Source organism: Rhodomicrobium lacus (assembly GCF_003992725.1).
Taxonomy (GTDB): Bacteria; Pseudomonadota; Alphaproteobacteria; order Rhizobiales; family Rhodomicrobiaceae; genus Rhodomicrobium; species Rhodomicrobium lacus.
This window is the reverse complement of sequence record NZ_RZNF01000007.1, coordinates 195,417-215,933: the sequence shown is the minus strand read 5'-3', so window position 1 is coordinate 215,933 and position 20,517 is coordinate 195,417. Positions and strand designations below refer to the sequence as shown.

13 protein-coding genes, 1 tRNA gene and 1 pseudogene are annotated in these 20,517 nt (G+C 62.0%); 7 read left to right on the top strand and 8 right to left on the bottom strand.

Going from position 1 to position 20,517, the window contains the following annotated elements:
- Positions 1-319: 319 nt before the first annotated feature.
- The 3 genes from EK416_RS08320 to EK416_RS08310 all read left to right on the top strand — a co-directional run bounded on the left by EK416_RS08320 (position 320) and on the right by EK416_RS08310 (position 7,960).
- Positions 320-1,426, top strand: a complete 1,107-nt coding sequence (locus EK416_RS08320; protein ID WP_127077039.1) for an S-(hydroxymethyl)glutathione dehydrogenase/class III alcohol dehydrogenase — start codon at positions 320-322, stop codon at positions 1,424-1,426.
- Positions 1,427-1,721: 295 nt separating this feature from the next.
- Positions 1,722-4,625, top strand: a complete 2,904-nt coding sequence (locus EK416_RS08315; protein ID WP_164729925.1) for a methyl-accepting chemotaxis protein — start codon at positions 1,722-1,724, stop codon at positions 4,623-4,625.
- Positions 4,626-4,969: 344 nt separating this feature from the next.
- Positions 4,970-7,960 carry an autotransporter outer membrane beta-barrel domain-containing protein gene (locus tag EK416_RS08310; protein ID WP_164729924.1) on the top strand — a complete coding sequence of 997 codons (2,991 nt, stop codon included), beginning with the start codon at positions 4,970-4,972 and terminating at the stop codon, positions 7,958-7,960.
- Positions 7,961-8,070: 110 nt separating this feature from the next.
- Here the strand turns inward: EK416_RS08310 and EK416_RS08305 are convergent, their stop codons facing one another.
- The 4 genes and pseudogenes from EK416_RS08305 to EK416_RS08290 form a co-directional block, all read right to left on the bottom strand.
- On the bottom strand, positions 8,071-8,883 hold the full coding sequence (locus EK416_RS08305) for an energy transducer TonB family protein (protein WP_127077036.1): 813 nt from the start codon (positions 8,881-8,883) through the stop codon (positions 8,071-8,073).
- Positions 8,880-9,344 carry a TonB system transport protein ExbD gene (exbD, locus tag EK416_RS08300; RefSeq protein ID WP_127077035.1) on the bottom strand — a complete coding sequence of 155 codons (465 nt, stop codon included), beginning with the start codon at positions 9,342-9,344 and terminating at the stop codon, positions 8,880-8,882. Before exbD ends, EK416_RS08305 begins: the two co-directional genes overlap by 4 nt.
- A 4-nt stretch (positions 9,345-9,348) precedes the next feature.
- A complete protein-coding gene (gene exbB / locus EK416_RS08295) occupies positions 9,349-10,425 on the bottom strand; it encodes a tonB-system energizer ExbB (RefSeq protein ID WP_245433992.1) in 1,077 nt (358 codons plus the stop codon).
- Positions 10,426-10,684: 259 nt separating this feature from the next.
- Positions 10,685-12,813: pseudogene (locus tag EK416_RS08290) on the bottom strand (TonB-dependent hemoglobin/transferrin/lactoferrin family receptor).
- A gap of 359 nt (positions 12,814-13,172) precedes the next feature.
- On the opposite strand from EK416_RS08290, the gene hutW reads away from it, so the two are divergent.
- Together hutW and hutX are read left to right on the top strand one after the other, a co-directional pair.
- Positions 13,173-14,693 carry a heme anaerobic degradation radical SAM methyltransferase ChuW/HutW gene (hutW, locus tag EK416_RS08280; protein ID WP_164729923.1) on the top strand — a complete coding sequence of 507 codons (1,521 nt, stop codon included), beginning with the start codon at positions 13,173-13,175 and terminating at the stop codon, positions 14,691-14,693.
- The gene (gene hutX / locus EK416_RS08275) at positions 14,690-15,220 is read left to right on the top strand and encodes a heme utilization cystosolic carrier protein HutX (RefSeq protein ID WP_127077032.1); all 531 of its coding nucleotides are present in this window, start codon (positions 14,690-14,692) and stop codon (positions 15,218-15,220) included. The genes hutW and hutX overlap by 4 nt, the downstream gene beginning before the upstream one ends.
- Positions 15,221-15,576: 356 nt before the next feature.
- Here hutX and EK416_RS08270 read toward each other — a convergent pair.
- Positions 15,577-15,652, bottom strand: a tRNA-Ile gene (locus EK416_RS08270).
- Positions 15,653-15,769: 117 nt separating this feature from the next.
- On the opposite strand from EK416_RS08270, the gene EK416_RS08265 reads away from it, so the two are divergent.
- Positions 15,770-16,495 (top strand): SIMPL domain-containing protein, encoded by a 726-nt coding sequence (locus tag EK416_RS08265; RefSeq protein WP_127077031.1) that lies wholly within the window; start codon positions 15,770-15,772, stop codon positions 16,493-16,495.
- Between the two features lie 35 nt (positions 16,496-16,530).
- Here EK416_RS08265 and EK416_RS08260 read toward each other — a convergent pair whose 3' ends face one another.
- Both EK416_RS08260 and EK416_RS08255 read right to left on the bottom strand, forming a co-directional pair.
- A complete protein-coding gene (locus tag EK416_RS08260) occupies positions 16,531-17,253 on the bottom strand; it encodes an LrgB family protein (protein ID WP_127077030.1) in 723 nt (240 codons plus the stop codon).
- Positions 17,250-17,642 (bottom strand): CidA/LrgA family protein, encoded by a 393-nt coding sequence (locus EK416_RS08255; protein ID WP_127077029.1) that lies wholly within the window; start codon positions 17,640-17,642, stop codon positions 17,250-17,252. The genes EK416_RS08260 and EK416_RS08255 overlap by 4 nt, the downstream gene beginning before the upstream one ends.
- A gap of 187 nt (positions 17,643-17,829) precedes the next feature.
- On the opposite strand from EK416_RS08255, the gene EK416_RS08250 reads away from it, so the two are divergent.
- Positions 17,830-19,731: a pentapeptide repeat-containing protein gene (locus EK416_RS08250; protein ID WP_127077028.1), complete on the top strand. Its 1,902-nt coding sequence runs from the start codon at positions 17,830-17,832 to the stop codon at positions 19,729-19,731.
- A gap of 65 nt (positions 19,732-19,796) precedes the next feature.
- Here EK416_RS08250 and EK416_RS08245 read toward each other — a convergent pair whose 3' ends face one another.
- Positions 19,797-20,444, bottom strand: coding sequence for a hypothetical protein (locus EK416_RS08245; RefSeq protein WP_127077027.1), 648 nt, complete (start codon positions 20,442-20,444; stop codon positions 19,797-19,799).
- Positions 20,445-20,517: the final 73 nt, after the last annotated feature.

Here is a 20,517-nt window from a genome sequence, read left to right as displayed (position 1 = left end):
GCATGAACTGAAGCAATTCGCGCGCTCGTCTGGCCTGAAAGGCCGGCGAGCCGCCGATGCGGGTGTAAAGGCCGTTGACGATGCGCTCGCCAGGCGAACGCCCGGCGTCTCGCGCCCCTGCGTGGCTATTGCCGTTGGAGCGGCGCTCCCTTCACGGCGGCTTTCATTGCCCTTGCGACATTCGAGATGTATCCGATTTTGATGGCAGGCGTCGCCTCACATCATGTGAATGTTGGGCGACGGCGGGCTGCGCCGGACGTTGCGAGATAAATTTTACAAGAACAGGGCGGCCGGGAATTGGCTTTAGGAGGATACGGGATTGAAAACACGCGCAGCAGTGGCATTCGAGCCGAAGAAGCCGCTCGAAATCGTGGATGTGGACCTCGAAGGCCCGAAGGCGGGCGAAGTTCTGGTCGAGATCATGGCGACGGGCGTCTGCCATACCGATGCCTACACGCTGGATGGCTTCGACAGCGAGGGCATCTTTCCGTCGATCCTCGGCCATGAGGGGGCGGGCGTGGTGCGCGAGGTCGGCGCGGGCGTTACCAGCGTGAAGCCCGGCGATCACGTCATCCCGCTCTACACGCCGGAATGCCGCCAGTGCAAATCCTGCCTCAGCCGCAAGACGAATCTCTGCACGCATATCCGCGCCACACAGGGCAAGGGCCTGATGCCGGACGGCACGAGCCGCTTCTCCTACAAGGGGCGGACGATTTTTCACTACATGGGATGTTCGACGTTCTCGAACTTCGCGGTGCTGCCGGAAATCGCGGTGGCCAAGATCCGCGAGGACGCGCCGTTCGACACCTCATGCTACATCGGCTGCGGCGTCACGACGGGCGTCGGCTCGGTGATCTTCTCCGCGAAGGTGGAGCCTGGCGCGAATTGCGTTGTATTCGGCCTCGGCGGCATTGGCCTAAACGTGATCCAGGGCCTGCGCATGGTGGGCGCGGACAAGATCGTGGGCGTCGATATCAATCCGTCCAAGGAGGAATGGGGCCGCCGCTTCGGCATGACGCATTTCGTCAACCCGAAGGATGTGGGCGACGTGGTGGCTCATCTCGTGAATCTCACGGGCGGCGGCGCGGATTACAGCTTCGACTGTACCGGCAATACCACCGTGATGCGGCAGGCGCTCGAATGCTGCCATCGCGGCTGGGGCACCAGCATCATCATCGGCGTGGCGGAAGCGGGCAAGGAAATCTCCACGCGGCCCTTCCAGCTCGTCACGGGCCGAGTGTGGAAGGGTTCGGCGTTCGGCGGCGCGCGCGGCCGCACCGACGTGCCGAAAATCGTAGACTGGTACATGGAAAAGAAGATCGAGATCGATCCGATGATCACGCACAGGATGCCGCTGGAGAAGATCAACGACGCATTCGATCTGATGCACAAGGGCGAGAGCATCCGCTCGGTGATCGTCTACTGAGGCTTGAGCCTCGCCCGGATCGCGAGGCAAGCGAACGCGGTTTCGTCAGAGGCGCTGAACCTACGCGACTGGAACGCCGAGGCGTTTCGTCGCCTTCGTCCGGCACAGGCGGCGGGGGGCATGCGCGTGCCGCTCGTCTGGTATGTCTCCGGCCGTCAACCGCTTCGTTCGTCACAGTTTTAGCGGTTGTGGCAACGCACCGCCAACCCTCATCGCGTACAACCTAAGCTAAAGTATGGTTGTTGGTTGGAGTCGGGGGATGTTGAACGTACTTTTCGCGCCAGCTATGGCGATCATGAGCAGACTTCATTTTGGATCGAAGTTGGGACTCGCAGGGCTTCTGTTTGTCGTGCCTTTGGCGACACTCTCATTTGAACTGTATAACGAACTCGACAGAGATCTGCAGTTCAACAAGCAAGAGCAGATCGGACTTGAACTGATCGTGCCGGCAAGGCGCTTGCTACAGGCGGCGCAGGACTACGGTATCGCCAACCCTCTCGCCCTCGGCGGTCAGGAGGAGGCCAAAAAGAAAGAGGCAAAATCCCGGGAAACCGTCGATGAAATGCTGGAACTTTTGACGTGCAAGCTCGCCACCATCCAGTCATTTCAAAGGACGAAGGAAACTTTGTCTATCCTGAAGCAGAACTGGAAGACAGTGAAGAATGCGTCCACTTTAACGATTATAGATAGCGGCAGCGGAAGTCTCATCGATTTCACGAATAAGATCCATGATTTCATTGCCTTTATCGCCGACGACAGCAAGTTGACGTTGGACCCGGAAGCGGATGCTTACTATCTCATCTTGACGACCACCTCAGGCATTCCGGCGCTCACCAGCAATGTGATCCGTCTTGAATATGAAGGCGAAGCCGTGCTTTCGAGGAAGGATAGCTCAGCATCGGAGCGTGTCCGGCTGAGCGTGCTGTCGGAAATCGTAAGCCGCGATTTCGAAGCGTCGAGGCAAAATCTCGATAAGGCCATCGCGGCCAATCCAGGCATTGCGGAAACAATAAAAGCCCGGAGCGACCAGGCAAGAGTTGCAACGGCTTATTTCCTTAAAAGAGAGGTAGGCGCTCTCTTGCGCGGTGACTTCAGCACCGAACGAGATGAATTCGCCAAGCGCTCATCCAACGCCATCGAAAAGCTTTACGCGCTCATGGATTTTTCGCTCGATACGCTCGACGGCATCCTGGCAAGCCGCGGCAGTAAAGCCGAACGAAACATGCAGTTTGTATTCCTCGTGAGTGGTGCCGCGCTTTTCATTGTTCTCTATATTTTTATCGGCACGCTTCTGTCCGTTCTTCGTTCATTGAAAGCGATCGAAAACGGCGCGAACAGGCTCGCTCATGGCGACCTTGCCGAGCCTGTCGAAAGTCACTCGAAGGATGAGCTGCGGAAGGTCAGCGATGCCGTCAACAGCGTGATGACGACGTTGCAAAAATTCTCCGCCGCGCAGATCGACATGGCGCACGCCCATAATTCGGAAGGGCGTATTTCCGTGCGCCTTCGCGCGCATGAATTTGCGGGAACCTATGGCGAGATCGCCCAGAATGTAAACGAGATGGTGCGTGGGCAGATCGATCTGACGATGAGCATCGCCAAACTCGTCGAGGAATACGCCGACGGCGATTTCTCGAAGCACATCCCGCCCCAGCCGGGTGAGCGAAAGGCCATTACCGACGCTATCGATAAAGTTCGCGACGTGCTTGAAGCCGGTGCCAGCGCCGCGCGCTACAATGCGCGCGTCAAGGCTGCGCTCGACAATGTTGGCGTCCCCGTTCGCATCGCCGATATCGAAGGCCGGGTCATTTACGTGAACAAGGCCTTCGCGGCGATGCTCAAAAGGCACGAAGCGGCCCTCCAGCGGCAATATCCCGGCTTCGATGCGGGCAAGGTCGTGGGGAGCGTTGAGATATTCGGCAAAAATGACACCGCGTGGACCTCGGCATATTCGCAGCAAGAGACCGCGCTGCGCAGAGTGTTCGGCGGGCGAAACTTCGATGTTGTCATCAGTCCGGTCCTCGACGAGCACGGCGAACGGCTCGGGACGGCCGCGCAATGGAACGATATAACCGACCAACTGATCGCTGAGAGAGAGATAGCGGCTCTTGTCGATGCCGCCGCCGCGGGCGACTATACGAAACGCGCGGCAGAAGCCGGGAAGTCCGGTTTCCTCCTCGAAATGTCACAAGGTCTCAATGCGATCCTCGGCACGAGCGAGCGTGCTCTCAATGACATCGACCGCCTTTTGAAAGCTCTGGCGGCCGGCGACCTCACGCAGAAGATCGATAGTCATTTCGAGGGCGTGTTTGCCGATTTGAAAGACAACTCGAACAGGACGGTCGATCAGTTGCGCGTTATCATCGCGCAGATCCGAGCTGCGTCCGGCACGATCCAGAACGCCGCGAGCGAGATCGCGACTGCGAACGATGATCTTTCGAGACGCACGGAAAATCAGGCGTCAAACCTTGAGGAAACAGCGAGCAGCATCGAGGGAATCGCCTCCACGGTGAAGCAAAACGCCAACAACGCGCAGGAAGCCAATAAAATCGCCGCCGAGGCATCCAAATGCGCACTTCAAGGTGGACAACTGGTGTCCCAGGTCGTGGCGACCATGAATGACATCACCGCAAGCAATCGTGAGATCGCGGACATCACCACCATCATCGATGCCATCGCTTTCCAGACGAACCTTCTGGCGTTGAATGCGGCGGTCGAGGCTGCGCGTGCAGGCGAGCAGGGCCGAGGTTTCGCCGTGGTGGCTTCGGAAGTGCGCAGTCTTGCCCAGCGCGTGTCTGAAGCCGCCAAGGATATCAAGGCTGTCATTGCGAACTCTGTCGGGAAGGTCGACGAAGGGGCCAAACTCGTGGAAAACGCCGGCAGGGCGATGGATGAGATTGTCGGCCAGGTGCAGCGCGTCAATTCGATCATCGGCGGTATCGCGATGGCCAGCAAGGAGCAGAGCGAGAGCGTGCAGCAAGTGAATGTGGCAATCACCCAGATCGACCGAATCACACAGCAAAATGCCGCGCTTGTAGAAGAAGCGACGGCGTCGGCGAGAAGTCTGGAGGAGCAGGCCCACGAACTTGTCGACGCGGTCGCATTTTTCAGGATCGCGGAGGAACGCCGTTCCTCAAGGAGCGAGCCACCCGCCTCGCCCGATGTCGCGGAACGGGCAAAAGACTCCGCGCTGCATTGATGCGCGTCGGCGCAGAAAGCAGATCTTGTTTCTGCGCCAAGAAGACCCTCGGTGGCAGGCAGGACTAAAGAGTCCACGGAGCGCGCTTTCGATTCAAATCGAAAGCGCGCTCCGTGTTTTGGCTTGTCTGTCGTCTCGGAGCAACGGCGCGCGAGGCGGCCCGCTTCTCCTCTCGCTTTTGTCCAATTCAGAAAGACGGCGTTCGCTCCACGAGAGCGATGAGTAGCCCAATTGCATCACCGCGACCGCCCTCCAAGGCTCAGGCCAAGCGTGTCACGCAAGCTTCAAAGAGCGCTCATAAGGTCCGAAAATTCGGGTGGGCAATCAAAGAATTAGTTGAGCAAATGGGCAAGATAATGTTTTCCGGCTCTTGCGCCGCATTCGCGGCTGTGAGTCTGGTTCTGGTATCGAATGCGGCAGAGGCGGCGTGCGGTAGCGGCGGGAGCATCAACACGGCAAGCGGTTGCCAGACGCTGTCCACCGCTGGCAGCAGCCTGACCGTCACAAGCCTGGGCTCGGTGGCCGTCACCAGCGGTGACGCGGTCACGGCTTCGGGCTCGAACGTCACGATCACCAATTCCGGCACCATATCCGATACGGCGAACGGCAAGCGCGCCATCAAAGGCAGCGATGCGTCTGGAAGCCTTACCATCACCAATAACGCCGGGGCCACGATAACCGCTTCCGGCGACGACGCCATCAAGGTCGGGAGCAACGTCAGCGCCCTCACGATCACGAACGCGGGCACCATTTCGGCCACGGGCAGCTCCGGTCAAGCCATCGACGCACGCGATGCAACCGGCGGAACGATCACGAATTCCGGCACTCTCAGCGCGGCCTACGACGATGCGCTGCGTCCGGGCTCGAACATGACGATCACCAATACCGGGACGATCATCTCGACCAGTCCCTACAATACGAAGTGTCCCGACTATCTCGGCGCAACGGCATGCGCGAGCGCGAAGAGTGCCTCCGACGCCATCGACATCGGCGGAAATACCGGGGTGACCGTTAATAACTACGGCACGATCAGCGGCCCCCGTCACGGTATCACCGCCGATACCGACGTCACCGTCTACAACTATGCGGGAGGCACGATCACCGGAAATAACGGCTCGGGCGTCGGTTCGGACGGAACGGGCAGAGTCTACAACTGGGGCACGATCACGGGAGCATACGCAGGCGCCGGCAACGCCTATGACCAGACGGGTACGGGCGCGACAGTCAACAACGGCGATGGCGACGGCGTCGATATCGACGGTGTGGCTTACATAGAAAACTGGGGAATCATTCAGGGCACGGGCGCAGGCGGCGTGGACAGCGGCGGCAATCCAAACGGCTCGGAAGGCATTGCGGCAGGCGGCGGCACCCTCATCAACCACACGGGCGCAACCATCTCCGGTGCGACCAACGGCATCCTGATCGACGACGGCGCGGGTGGTCCGGGTGTGGCGGCGGTGTCCATCACCAATGACGGCACCATCACCGGCACGACCGGCTACGGCATCTGGATCGCCGGGAGCACTTACGACAACACGATCACGAACAGCGGCACGATCACGGGCGGCACGGCGGCGATCCGGATCGACGGCGGCAACAACACGGTGACGCTTCTCGCCGGGTCCACCATCAACGGGGCGATTCAGCTCGGCAGCGGCAACGACACGCTGAACCTTTATACAGGCGCAACCGTCAACGGCCAGATCGACGGCGGCGCGGGCGCGGACACCCTCAATCTCAAGGGTACTGGCGCAGGTTCCCTCTCCAACGCCACCAATTTCGAGAGCCTGAACATCTACGGCGGTGCGTGGACGTTGACGAGCGGCCTGAGCTTCTCCGGCAATGTGACGGTTGCCTCCACGGCAGTGCTCAAGGTCGGTGACGGCATCGGCACGCTGACGGTTGGCGGAAACTTTACGCAAGCGAGCGGCTCCACCTACGCCGTGCAGGTCACGCCCGGTTCGACCGCGTCCGACGCGATTAATATCACGGGGGCCGCAAGCGTGGACGGCGCGATCCTGAATGTGTCGAAAACCGTGAGCGGCCGCTATACCATCGGCTCCACCTATACAGTGCTTACCGCCGCTGGCGGCGTTTCCGGCGAATACACGCTTACGGGCGACACCACGCTTTCGGCCTTTTACGACCTCGTCGCCAAATACCCTGGAAACGCCGTCAGGCTCGCCGTGACGCAGACCTCGGCCTTCTCGGCGGCGGCCACAACCCGCAACGAGACGGCGGCCGCGAACGGGCTGCAAAGCCTTTCCGAAGGCAACACGCTGCGCGATGCGGTCGGGTATTTGACGAGCTACGAAACGGCGCGCGTCGCCTTCAACCAGCTCTCGGGCGAAGCGCATGCATCGGCCAAGGCCGCGCTCGTGGACGACAGCCGCTTTGCGCGCAGCGCCGCGCTCGACCGTCTGCGCGACGACGACCAGTGCAGCACCGAGTGGCAGCCCGTTTCCGCCAAGGACGAGCCCGCCGCACCCTGCGCGGCTGGCCTCTCGGCCTGGGGACGCGGGTTCGGATCGTGGGGCGGCATCGACGGCAACGGCAATGCACACGCCCTCGATCACACAACGGGCGGCTTCTTCGCTGGCCTCGACGGCCTCGTCGGCAGCGGCATCCGCGCGGGCTTCCTGTCCGGCTACAGCCATTCAACCTATAAAGCATCAGGCGTCGCATCCAGCGGATCGAGCGAGAATTACCATTTCGGCCTCTATGGCGGCGGCGCATGGGGACCGGTTGCGCTTCGCGTCGGCGGCTCCTTCACGATCTCCGACATCTCGCTGTCGCGCGGCGTTGCGTTCACCGGCTACAGTGATCGCTTGAAGTCAGATTATCAGGCGGTCACGGGGCAGGTGTTCGGCGAGGTCGGCTATCGTCTCGGGGCCATCGCCACGCCAGCGGGCGCGGTCGTCGTCGAGCCGTTCGCGGGGCTTGCCTTCGTGAACGTGCATTCCGACGCCTTCAACGAAAGCGGCGGCGCGGCGGCGCTTGCGGCGCGCTCCGGCGATACCGGCGTGGGCTACTCGACCCTCGGCGTGCATCTCTCCCGCGACTTCACCCTCGGCGGCATCGGCCTCACGGCAAAAGGCTCCTTCGGCTGGCGGCACGCCTTCGGCGACGTCACGCCGACGAGCACCTTCGCGTTTTCGGGCGGCGATGCGTTCACGGTGGCGGGAAGCCCGATTTCGCGGGATGTCGCCTTCGTAGAGGCCGGTCTTGGCACGGCCGTGTCATCGAATGTAACGGTGGGCGTGTCCTATGTCGGGCAGTTCGGCGACCGCTCCGACGACAATGGCGTGCGCGGCACGGTCGTCTGGAAGTTCTGACAAGACAAAGCCCGCCTCGCTCCTGTCATCGAGGCGGGCTTTCAATGCGCTCATGGCACCTCATGCCGATGTCGTGACGCGAACGACATCCAGCCGGATCCTCAAACCGGTCAGCGCGTGAAGCGGAGCGGAACCGAGAGGGTGATCGACCCGCGCGCCATTTCCGCCGGCGGCGCGGGCACGGGAGAGGCGCGCTTCGCAAGAGAGACGGCCTCAGCGTCAAGCTGGGAACTGCCGGACGAACGGATGAGGCGCGCCCACAGAACACGGCCTTGCCTGTCTATGGCGAAAGCGACCGAGGCCGTGCCGTTCGATGCGCCGCCCGGATGACGCTTGTGGCGGTTCAGATGACCGACAACCGCGCTTCGCCATGAGGCGGCGGACGCCGAGGAGGAGACGCCTGCGGACGGCGCCGCGTTTACAGGGGCATGCCTCGTCTTGTCCGGGCGCGGCGCGGCTGCGGCGCGAGCGGTCGATTTCACCCGATGCGGCTTCTGCTCTTCCGCTTTCTTTTCAATCTGCTTTTCGACCGGCTTTTCTGGTTGCGGCTCCTGCCGCGCCCGTTCGAGAACGGCCACGGCCTTCTCGAACTCGGGAAGCCTGGTCTCTTGCAGCACCGGCTCTTCTTCCGGCTTTGGCTCACTGATCTCCTGTTCGGGCGAAGCTTCCGATTCCGCACCTGTAGCGACGTCACGCACCGGCGTCTCAGGGGCGGCCACGATCGGCGCGAGTTCGACCATGACCGCGCCAGCGGAATCGCTCGATGCAGGCGCCGCTTCCTCACGCTGCCAGAGGATGACTAAAGCCGCGCAGGCATAGAGCGTCGCGGCAGCCGCAGCGGCGGCCGCCCAGCGCATGGCGTCGGTCCGACGCTCGTCCATGTTGCCAGTCGCGTAGTCCAACGCCCAATCTACTGAGGTCATGGCTTCGCGCCACCCGTTTCCACCGCCTGCGCGCTCGCCTGCGGCGCGGCCTCGAGTCCGACGAGCCCGATTTTCAGATAGCCGGCGTTCCGAAGCAGGTTCATCGCTTCCATGAGGGAGCCGTAGTCCACGCTCTTGTCTGCGCGCACGAAAACGCGTTGTTCGGTGTCGCCCTTCGTCTTGGCGTCAAGCGCGGCCTTGATCGCCTCACGCCGGACGGGATCGTTGCCGATGGAGAGGGAGAGGTCTGCCTTCACCGTAACGAAAAGCGGTTCGGACGGCCTTGGCTTCGGTTGCGCATTCGACACCGGGAGATCGACCGGCACATCTACCGTGGAGAGCGGCGCGGCGACCATGAAGATGATCAGCAGCACCAGCATCACGTCGATCAGCGGCGTGACGTTTATCTCGTGGTTTTCCTCTATGCCGTCGCTCGGCTCCCGCTTCAAACTTCCGGCCATGGCGCTACTCCGCCGCCGCCTTGACGCGAGGTCTGGCCACGCATCTCGCATCGAGATCGAAGCTCACCAGCCTTTCGACCGCTGCCGATGCGTCGGCGAGAAGCTGGCGGTAGTCGGTGATCTGCCGCGCGAAAGCGTTGTAGACGACCACGGCGGGGATCGCGGCAACGAGGCCGAGCGCGGTTGCGAGCAGCGCTTCCGCGATGCCGGGAGCGACCACGGCCAGGTTGGTGGTTTGCGCTTTCGAGATGCCGATGAAGGCGTTCATGATGCCCCAGACGGTGCCGAACAGTCCCACGAACGGTGCAACCGAGCCGATGGTGGCCACGATGCCGATGCCGGACATGACACGCCGGCTCGCGCGTGCCTCCGCGCGGGACAAGCGGGATGCGACCCGCTCCTTGACGCCGTCCTTGTCGGGCTCTCCTAGCGTCGTGGAGCGCTGAACCTCTCGGGCTGCCTCGGCGACAATGACCGCGCCCGGGCCTTTCGTTTCCGCTACCGCATCCAATGCCCCGCTGAGGCTTCGCGCATCTTCGAGAACAGCGATTGTTCCTCTCAGGCGTCGACGCGCCGTCCAAAGCTCCGCCGTTTTCGCGAAGAAAACCGTCCATGTGAGAAACGAGGCAAGCAGCAGCGCAATCATCACCGTCTTCACGACCATGTCGGCGGCATGGAACATTCCCAGCGGCGACAACTCGTGCGGAAGCTGCCTGCCGATCGCCTTCTCGCTCGCCGGAGGTGGCAATGGCTCGGATTGGGAAGATGCGAGAGGCGGCGGCGCCTCCACGGTTGCTCCCGCTTCGGCCTGCGCGGCTTGTGGCGCTTGCTCTTCAAGCTTCGCTTCGGCTGTGAGAGGCGCGGCTTGCGACGGTTGGCCCTCGACGGTTGGCGCCGCTCCCGTTTGAACCGCCTGCGACGGTTGCGGCTCTGCGGTCGTCTCTCCGCCCGAAGCCGTTTGCGGCGGCTGTGCGTTCCCCTCCTGGCCGAAAACCGGGCTCATCGCTATCAGAAGCGTGGCCATCACAGCAACTATGGCATGCACCATCTGCTGGCACCGCGTCGTCGCCTCCGACTGCATCCGTTCTCCCTCATGTCGTGAGATGCACTTCGCGCTACTGTCTTGCCGCATTAGAAAATTGCCCAAGCGCGCTTCGAGACAATAATCCCGCGTCCCGATGCAATCAATGAATATAGTTTGTAATTATTATAGGTTTAGTTCGATATTGGAGATGGAGGCAAAATATGTGTCAGTGTCGACTGGAAAAGTCCCCAAAGAAAAAACGACAGCCGGCGGATGAGCCGCCGGCTTTATATCATTTATCTTTTCGCTCGCGTGGCTACCACTTCACGGTCCAGCTCACTGCGCCCTTGAAGTTGATGCCCTTCTCGTAGACATCCGCGGCGATCAACTGATAGGCCTTGTCGGTGACGTTATCGATGCCGAGGTCTACACGAAGTCCTTTCAATGGCCCTTCGGTCGGCTCGATCACGGCGAACAGGTCCACGAGGTTATAGGCGTCGCGATAGGCCGTCGCCGCATCGGCGCGCGTAAACTTGTCCGCGAAGGTGAAGCGCGTGCCGAGGCGCGTCCAGTATTCCGGCAGCTTCACGCCGGCGGTGAGGATCACCTTGTCGGGCTGGAGCGCGCCGACATACGCATCGGTATCAGCATCGCGGCCGGTCATGGTCGCCCACGAAGCGCCGCCAAAAAACCGCGCGCTGTCATAGGTGAGCGCGATTTCCGCACCCGAAAGGATGGCGTGGTCGGTGTTGAAGAACCGGGTATAACACCCGCCTCGACCGGTGAAGCAGCCCATGTCGCTTGGATCGGTGAGACTCGCACCGACAACCTCTTGATTGATATAGTCGCGCGCGTCCATGTGCCAGTAGGAGCCCTTGAGCTTCACGGCGTCGCCTTTTGCCACGACATCTGTGAACTCGAAGCCCGCGCCCACTTCACCGGTCTCAGCCGTTTGCGGCTTGAGGTCCGGGTTCGGCAAAAACGGATTGCAGACCGTTCGCGGCCCCATCGGGATGCAGAAATGGTTCCCCATGGCGTAAAGCTCATTGTAGTCCGGCGCACGAAAGGCGCTTCCGTAATTGCCGAACAGCAGGAACCACGGCACCGGCTTGTATGCGGCTGCGATCTTCGGCGAGAACGCCTCGTCGGAGAAGTCCTCCTCGCCGCTCGCCTCCATCGAAAACGAGTCGAAGCGCGCGCTCGGGGTCAGCGTAAGCTCGCCCGGAAGCGACGCTGGCCGAAGCATCTTGATTTCAGCCTGTATGAAGGTGCCGGTATAATCGGCTTCGGCACTCGGGATCGATGAGATCTGGTTGCCAACTTCCCAGCCTTGGGGAAGGCTGTCCGCGCCCGCCTGCTTGTCCTTGTGGTAGTCGATGCCGTAGGTGAACGTCACCTTGGTCTGCCAGTCGTTCAACTCGAACCAGGAGCGGTTGTCGGCCTTCACGCCAACCGTTTCGACATCGCGCGTCTGATACCGAGTACTGTTATAGTAATTCTCGGTCACCTTGTTCTGCGCCCAGTAGGCGAGGAAATTGCCGTTGAACCACTGACTGCCTTCCGGCGTGTAGCTGAGTTTGCCGGACACGGTGTCGCTCAGGATGCCGCGTTTGACGAGCGCGTTCGATGAACTGACTTCGCCGTTGTTTTGCGGGTTCGCGGGCGTGACGCCGTCGTCGCCGAAATGGACCCAGGTCGCGGTTGCCTTGAGGTCCGGCGTCACCTGTGCCGTGCCTTTCGCGAGCGCGGACTTGATGTTGTCCTTGTTGCTGAGGTCGTCGCCATTGCCAAGCTCGATCGACCCCATGCGCCGATAGGTAAAGCTGCCGATGGTTTCGAACCTGCCGTCCTCGGTCCGCGCGAAGCCCGTGGTCGTGAGGATCGGCTGGCCGTCCGCCGTCTGGAAGCCGACCTTGACGCGCGCTCCCGCCGTTTCGCCCGCTTCCAGAAGATCGCTCGCGTCGATGGTGGTCATCGCGATCACGCCGCCGAGCGCCCCAGAGCCGTAGAGCGATGAATTCGGCCCCTTCACCACCTCGACGCGCTTCAGCAGATCCGGGTCGACGAAAAGGCGCCCGTCATGCCCGGACTGGAACGTCTGCGGCACGCCGTCGACGAGAATGAGGACGTCCTCGCCGTCGAAGCCGCGAATGTTGGCGTCTGCCCGCTCATGCGTGCGCCGCCATCAACGAACACGCCGGGGACGTTCTTCAGCGTCTCGGCCACTGTCGAGGCTTGCTCGGTCTGGATCTGATCGCGATCCACTACGTCCACTTGGCCGGGATAGTCGAACGTTGCAATCGGATTGAGGGTCGCGAAGATCGAAATCTCGTCGAGTTCGACGCGTTGCCCCGCTTCATCTTGCGAAAACGCAGACGCGGAAAGAAGAGTGGACGCGGAAAGCGCCACTGCAGCGGCGTAAGCCGCTCTGCTGCCCCATAACATTCAACAACCCCATCAAGTGCCAAATTGCCCGGAGCAAGAGTGAGATAACAAAAAAGGGCGCGCAAGCCTAAAAAATGAGTCCATTTTCAGTTATTCATCATGTGTGTCGAATATATTTAGAATATTTCTCGATGCGCCTGCGCATAATAATTCTTATAATAATCGTAATCGCTAGATGGCTCCCGGCGCGGCTTTTAAATTTATAATTACTCTAAATATATACAAATGTTGTTGCTGTATTAATTGGCGTAGTCTAGCGTTTTACTTAAGCTGGAGCCTCGCACTCTCATGCCCGCTCGACTGATCGAAGCGGGACAAGCATCTGCGCGCCAGCGTCGGGCCAGTTGAGGGGAGGGACCATGAAACGCACGCCGCCGCACGCTGAAAAAACAAGCCTCTCCGGGCATGCGCGCAGCGACGCGCCACCTCACCATGGCGCAGGCCATTCCCATGCAGGCAATAACAGCGCGGGTCATCCGGCCCCCAAGCCGGGCCATCCGGGTGGTCATCCCGGCGGCCACCCCATGTCCGCGCCGAAAACCATCGACGCTTTCTTGGTTCCGGCGGGGCGCGATCCTCTGACAGAGGCGTTTTCCGGCCGTGAGTTTTCTCCGCCATGGCGCGGCAGTGTCGCCATCGATCCCGCTGAAGCAGGCAGCGCGGTCGCCCGAGCTTTCGCAACGCCCCGCTCCGAACCGGCGGCCGTTTATATCAACGTGCCCTACTGCCAGAGCCGCTGCCTGTTCTGCGGCTTTTTCCAGAACGTATGGCGGCCCGAGCTTTCGGATGCGTTCGTGGACGATGTCGTGGCCGAAATGGAAGAAATGGCCGCGGCGCCTTTGGTTTCGACCGCCCCCATCGAGTCTGTCTATCTCGGCGGGGGGACTCCGAGCGCGCTTTTGACGGCACCGCTGGCGCGTCTCATCGCGAATGTGCGCCGCCTGCTCCCGCTCGAACCTGAGTGTGAAATCACCGTGGAGGGCCGCGCTTACGGCTTCGGTCTTGAAAAGGCAGTCGCGGCATTCGACGCGGGAGCCAACCGCGTCTCGCTCGGCGTTCAGACCTTCGACACGGCTGTACGCCGCCGTCTCGGACGAAAGCTCGACGGCGCGGAAACGCTCGCCTTCCTGAACGATCTCGCCGCGCTCGACCGCGCCAGCATCGTGTGCGATCTCATGTACGGCCTGCCCGGTCAATCGCGCGAAATCTGGCGGCGCGATATCGAAACCGTCGCGGCCAGCCGCATCGATGGCGTGACCCTCTACGCGCTGAATGTCTTTCGCGGCGGCCCGCTCGCGAAGTCCATCGCGGACGAGAAGCTGCCCCCTGCCGGCTCCGTGGGCGAGCAGGCGCAGATGTATGCCGAAGCCACCGAATTCCTCGTGGCGGAAGGGTTCAAGCAGGTATCGCAGTCGCATTTCGCGCGGGGCGACCGCGAGCGGAACCGCTATAACAGCGGGATCAAGCGCGGCGTGCCCTGCATTCCTTTCGGCCCCGGCGCGGGCGGGCAGGCGCATGGCGTCCGCTGGAGCAATCTCGTCAGCATCGAAGAACGCAGGGCTGCGAAGGTGGAGGGGCAGGCCCCGATCGCGGGCGCATCGCGCATGCCGGCGGCCTATGCTGCGCAAGCCGCCATCACGGCGGGGCTCGAAACAGGCTCACTCGCCATCGCCGCAGTGGAGGCCGTCGCGCCCGGTTTCGCGCGCGCAGCCGCGCCGCTTCTCGACAATTGGGCGGCCGCAGGGCTGGGAAGCATCGACGGCGGCACTTTCCGCACGACGCGCGCGGGCACCTTCTGGATCACCAATTTGACCGGCGGTCTTTACGCCGCGCTCGATGCCATTCCGCATGAAGCCATAGCAACGGAGGAAATCGCATGACCCAGACACAAACCGGCTTTGCCTCGAAAGAAGAAGCGCTGGCGGCACTCGCCGCGCGTCTCGAAACGAACCCGGACGGCGTCATCGAAGCACTGGCGGAGGCGCACGGCGTGAGCGTGGTCGAAGCGATGCAGCTTCTGCCGCGCGTGAACTGCGCCTTCGCGCCCGCGTCTGCCTTCGACGACGTCATGAACGAACTCTCCGAATGGGGCGACCTGACAGTTGTGGTTCACACGAAGAACCTCGTTCTCGAATGCCGGGGACCGCTTCCGAAGGGAGAGTACGGGCGCGGCTTCTTCAACCTGCATAGCAAAAGCCCCATCGGCGGCCACATCAAGGCGTCGCGTTGTGCCTGTATCGCGTTCGTGCGCCGGCCTTTCATGGGCAAGGAAAGCTGCGGCGTGCAATTCTTCGATGTCGACGGCGAAGCCATGTTCAAGGTGTTCGTGGGGCGGCTGGCGGACTATTCGCTCAACCCGGAGCAGGTGGCGAAATTCGAGGATCTGAAGGCGCGGCTGAGCAAGTGAGTGCCGCCAGCAGCGTTGTCAAATCGGGTCCGATTTGGCGCGGCTCGCTCTTGCGCCCGTTCCGGTCGGGTTGAACGACCTGATCGGAATTCTTTTCATGAGGAGAGCGCATCCGCTTTCGACTCGATAAAAAGCGGATGCGCTCTTTTTTTGTGCGTGCCCTTCAGAAAACCGCGTCACTTTTCCGGACGCGTGCGCGGGGCCGTCGTGCCGATCAAAGCGCAGCGTCTGCTCTGCGCGCCCTGCATGTGTGGGCACCGATGCCAACCAGCAGCGCCATGAGAACCGGTTTGCTATCGGTTGCATTTATCCAGATGCAACCAGATGCCGAAAAACCTGAATGAAATCAATGGCAATGGTGGGCGCGGCAGGACTCGAACCTGCAACCAAGCGGTTATGAGCCGCTAGCTCTGACCATTGAGCTACACGCCCTATTCGAGACGTTCGTCGTCGCGAAGCCTACGGAAACTTAATCGGCGGCATAGCTAACGCGACCCGACGCAAAGTCTCATATGCAGTGCGGTTTCGATTCTTAGCGAAGAAAGCACCATGAGAAAAGCACTCCTTGTTCCTTTAGCGGCCTTTGCGGTGGCGTTTTCGACAGCGGCATCGGCAGAGCCGCAGGAATTGAGCATTCCCGCGCAGAGAACGTCGACGATCGAGGTGTCGGGCTCGGGCAGCGTGCAGGTCAAGCCGGACATCGCGGTGATCCGCATCGGCGTCGCGACCGAAGACGCCAACGGGGAATCGGCCGTCGCCAGGAACAGCGCGTCCACAGCGAAAGTGCTGTCCGAAATCGCGGCCGCGGGGATCGAGAAGATGGATTTGCAGACCGCGCAATTCTCCCTCTATCCGCAGACGCAGGCGGCCAGTTCATCGGCAAAGGAAAAGGGCGGCGCCACCATTTTTCGCGCCTCCAACACGGTGAGCGTGACCGTGCGCAAACTCGAACGGCTGGCTGAAATCCTCGGCAAAGCCGTCGCTGCGGGTTCCAACCAGATTTCGGGACCGGACTTCATCGTGTCGGAGCCCGAAAAGCATCTCGGCGAGGCCCGCCGCAAGGCGGTGGAGCAGGCACTCGCGAAGGCGAATACCTATGCGGAAGCGGCCGGGCTGAAGCTCGGCGCCGTGCTTTCCATCACGGAAGATGGCGGTGCGTCGCCCGTGCCGGTTTTCCGGGCGTCATACGCGAAGGCGCAGTCCGTGCCCGTCGAAAGCGGCGAGGAAACGTTTTCGGCGCGGGTGCGCATCGTGATCGAACTCGTCAAACCGTAGCGGGGACGACGGCGCCGAGCGGCGCCGTCTTTCGCCTATCTTCCGAAGATGAGATGCCATGCGGCGGGGATCAGCAGCGCCGACGCGAGCGCGTTCAGCCCCATCGCAAGCCCGGCGAACGCGCCCGCGATCTCGTTCACCTGAAGCGCGCGCGCCGTGCCGATGCCGTGCGAGGCCGTGCCCATCGCGAGACCGCGCGCTGCCCAATCCCTGATGCCAAGCGCGTTCAGGAGCGGCGCGCCCAGCATCGCGCCGGTGATGCCGGTCAGGATGACGAACATCGCCGTCAGCGTCGGCAGGCCGCCGATCTGCTCGGTGATACCCATCGCGACGGGGGTCGTCACGGATTTCGGGGCCATCGAGACGAAGGAATCGCGCGTGCCGCCGAGCACCCAGGTGATGAAGACCGCACTCGCCGCCGCCGTTATCGAGCCGACGATCAGGCTGACCGTCACCGCCAGCGCCGACTTCCGCACCCGCGCGACCTGACGGTATAGCGGGATCGCGAGCGCTACCGTCGCCGGGCCGAGCAGGAAGTGCACGAACTGCGCGCCCTGGAAATAGGTCTGGTAGCTCGTATGCGTCACGAGCAGGATCGTGACCAGAATGATGATCGCGATCAGCACCGGGTTGAAGATGGGATTGAACTTCCGCCAGCGATAGACGGCGTAACCCGCCTGATAGGCGACGAGCGTCAGCGCGAGATGCAGGAGCGGGCTCGCGGAGAGGTAAACCCAGATGTCTGCGATACTGGTCATGAGCGCGCCTCGGGCTCTGGTGCGGCGGGCTTCGGCCCCGGCGCGGTCCCGGATGCCTTGCGCGAAAGCCACGCCATGAGCGCTGCCGTCACGGCGATGGTGAGAAGCGTACTCACGACGAGCGACGCGCCGATGGGAAGCAGGTCGTGTTGAAGAACGCCGAAGTGCAGCATGACGCCCGCGCCAGCCGGCACGAACAGCAGCGACAGGTTCGACAGGAGACCTTCAGCGGTTTTCGCCAGCCCGTCAGGCACGCGTCGGTAGATGACCAGCGCGAGAAACAGCAGCACCATTCCGCACACGGGGCCCGGCACGGGCAGCTTCGTCGCCGCCGAAAGGATTTCTCCAGCGAGCTGGAAAACAACGAGGACGGTGAACCATTCGACCATGGCAAGGCTCCTGTCGGCAGGATTTTTCGGCGGGAAGGGTAAGCACAACTTCAGGGCGCGGTTCAAAGACTAATTTCCGGGGGAATACCTCACGCCCGCCCAATTCATGATAAAAAGGCTGTTCATCACTCGGGTGTGAATTTGGGTTCGGGAAGTCGCCGCGGCGGGCGATGGGGCTTGGGACTGCATGAATGGGCAGGAGACGCGGGCGCTGTTCGACATGGGCCGCGCGGCCTGGAACGACTGGGCTTCGCAGGTTCTGAAATCGAAAGCGAATTTTCAAGAAGCGGGGACGCTTTCGCTGAACTGGTTCGGCGAGGGCGACAACGATGAAACGCGCCTCTGGCTCAAGGTGGCGAAGGCCGATTTTGCGAATGAGCGTTTTGAGGACGCCGTCGATTTCGAGGGCTTCATCTTCCCCGGTCCGGTCAACCTCGCAGGGGCGGTGTTCGAGCGTCCGGTTTCGTTCGCGGACGCGGAATTCGGGCTTTCCGTCACTTTTGCACGTGCGCATTTTCAAGGGGACGCTACCTTCAAGGCGGCGAAATTTTCCGGGCAGGCGGTTTTCGACGACGCGCTTTTCGACGGCGTGGCCGATTTCGAGCGCGCGGAGTTCCTGCAGGAGAAGAACGGCCCGCTTAGTCACGGCGTGAAATTCCAGCGGGCTCGCTTCACGGGAAAGGCCGATTTCCGGTCGAGCCTGATAACCGGCAGCGCCGACTTCTCGAAGGCGCAGTTTGCCGCCGCCGCGCGGTTCGACGAGGCGCGCCTGCTGTCGGACACGCTGTTCGAGGGAGCGGTTTTTTCCGGCTCGGCAGGGTTCCACGCGGCGCAGTTTCTTGGCAATGCCGGGTTTGCGGAGGCGCAGTTCACAGGCGATGCGCGTTTCGCCGAAGCCGCCTTCAAGGGTGAGGTGCTGTTCGATCGCTGCCAGTTCTGGAACGACGTGTCGTTTCGCGATGCTCGTTTCGATAGACCCGCATCTTTCGTGGACATGCGCGCGGAAGGCAAGGCGCGCTTCAGCGGCGCGAAATTCGCGCTCGACGCGACATTTACCGACGCGCGCTTTTCGGGCGAGAGCGATTTCTCGGCTGCCGAGTTTGGCGCTCCCGCGATTTTCCGGCAGTCCGGATTTCCGGGCGGAGTGACCTTCGCGAACGCGCGTTTTCTCAGTCAGTCGGATTTCGCGGGCTTCAGCGTTGGCAAGACATCCACCTTCGCTGAAAGCCGGTTCGAAGGCGAGGCGGTGTTTCGCGAGGCCAGATTTGAAGCGCCGGTTTCGTTCGCCTCTGCCGTATTCCTTGCGAATGCGGATTTCAGCGCCGCGCAGAGCCGCGTTGCGTTCGTGCTCGCGCGAGCGAATTTCAAGGCCGTGCCAAATTTCCTCGAAGCGAACTTCCACGAGCCGCCCCGTCTCGACAACATGACGGTGGCCGATCCGCTGAAGCGTTTCCACTCGTGGAAGAAGGCGGGCATTTCGGATCCGCGCGGGCCGTTCTTCAAGGCCGCGAAGGTTTGCGCGGACGCGGATGCTTCCGCGAAGTTCCGCCGTCTCAAGAAGCTGGCATCGGAGGCGCAGGATCTGCCCCGCGAGCAAGAGTTCTTCGCGCAGGAGTTTCGCTGCCGGAGGTTCTGGAGCGACAGACCGTTCGGCGCGGGCGTCGGCCGCTTCTGGCTGGGATATCTTTACGGGGGCGTTGCGAATTTCGGCCGCTCGCTTTTGAGACCGGCGGCGCTGTGGGGGCTGTCCGTCCTGGTGTTCGCGTGCTTCTACCTGATCGCGCGGGGAAGCGCAGCGTCGCTCCTGAAGTGGCCGCCCGCCGCAATCGGCTCGCCCTGCGCCAGCGGCGCCTCGAACCCGATCCTCGAAGCGCTGTATCTCTCGTTCAGAAGCGCGTTCCTGCAAATCGACTGGCACGATTCGATAAACGCACGCCGCGTCTTCGGCTGCCTCTATGGCGTCGAGGCAGGCGGAACGCCCATCATGCCGCTCGTCGTATCCTCACTGGCGCTGTGTCAGGCGATCCTGAGCGCGGCGCTCATCTTTCTGTTCCTGCTCGCGCTGAGAAATCTGCTCAAGGTCCGCTGAGAACTCGGCGACGAAAAAAGGGCGGCACATGGCCGCCCTGCCAGATAGGAACATACGCGTCGTTGTTAATGCCGCCGCCAGCGCAGATATTCGTCGAGGCGTACGATGTTCGCTTCGAGCGACATCGGCGTTTCCATCATTGAAGACGACGCCACGGCCCGCGCAAGTGCAGGTTCTCTCACCGGCGTAAACGCCATGCGGGGCAGCGGCACCGACGCGCGCCAGAGCGCCGAGAAGCTCGCGATCGCTTCGGTGAGCACAAGCGGTGTGCAATCTTCCACGCGGTCGATCGCGCTGCGCGAATCCTCGGATCGGCGCATGGAATCGCCCGTCCAGCAGAGTGTGCGGCCCAGCGTCAACCGCTCGTGTGCATCGAGAAGCGCGCGGTTCTTGGCCCAGCGAACGATGATTTCGGGGGCTCGGCCGCAGGCGTTGGCGAGCGAGCGCACGAAGGACTCAAGCTCGTCGGCGGGCGCGATCTGCGCGAAGATGACATTGACTTCGACGGAGCGCGGCTGGAAGCGGGCGAGGTTCAACGCCAGCGCCTTCGCACAGGGAGAAACGGGGGAACGCGCTATCAGAGTGACGGTTCGCTGCACCTCGTCGGCCTCCTGCTTGAGGCTAAGGCCGTAAACGTCGAAATAGGCGTCGAAACGGCTGGCCGCTCCGAGCAGCCCTTCGTGGGTAGCGTCGTAATCTGACATAAAGCTCATGGTTTTATCCAGTGATGCAGCTTGGGACGGGCAAATCGGTCTGGCATCATTGGTAAACGGCTAAGGTTAAATA

Bases quoted from the DNA above. Each gene is read 5' to 3' on its own strand.
- EK416_RS08315 (WP_164729925.1), top strand. From the start codon at position 1,722: ATGAGCAGACTTCATTTTGGATCGAAGTTGGGACTCGCAGGGCTTCTG.
- EK416_RS08310 (WP_164729924.1), top strand. From the start codon at position 4,970: ATGGGCAAGATAATGTTTTCCGGCTCTTGCGCCGCATTCGCGGCTGTG.
- EK416_RS08305 (WP_127077036.1), bottom strand. From the start codon at position 8,883: ATGACCTCAGTAGATTGGGCGTTGGACTACGCGACTGGCAACATGGAC.
- exbD (WP_127077035.1), bottom strand. From the start codon at position 9,344: ATGGCCGGAAGTTTGAAGCGGGAGCCGAGCGACGGCATAGAGGAAAAC.
- exbB (WP_245433992.1), bottom strand. From the start codon at position 10,425: ATGCAGTCGGAGGCGACGACGCGGTGCCAGCAGATGGTGCATGCCATA.
- hutW (WP_164729923.1), top strand. From the start codon at position 13,173: ATGAAACGCACGCCGCCGCACGCTGAAAAAACAAGCCTCTCCGGGCAT.
- hutX (WP_127077032.1), top strand. From the start codon at position 14,690: ATGACCCAGACACAAACCGGCTTTGCCTCGAAAGAAGAAGCGCTGGCG.
- EK416_RS08265 (WP_127077031.1), top strand. From the start codon at position 15,770: ATGAGAAAAGCACTCCTTGTTCCTTTAGCGGCCTTTGCGGTGGCGTTT.
- EK416_RS08260 (WP_127077030.1), bottom strand. From the start codon at position 17,253: ATGACCAGTATCGCAGACATCTGGGTTTACCTCTCCGCGAGCCCGCTC.
- EK416_RS08255 (WP_127077029.1), bottom strand. From the start codon at position 17,642: ATGGTCGAATGGTTCACCGTCCTCGTTGTTTTCCAGCTCGCTGGAGAA.
- EK416_RS08250 (WP_127077028.1), top strand. From the start codon at position 17,830: ATGAATGGGCAGGAGACGCGGGCGCTGTTCGACATGGGCCGCGCGGCC.
- EK416_RS08245 (WP_127077027.1), bottom strand. From the start codon at position 20,444: ATGAGCTTTATGTCAGATTACGACGCTACCCACGAAGGGCTGCTCGGA.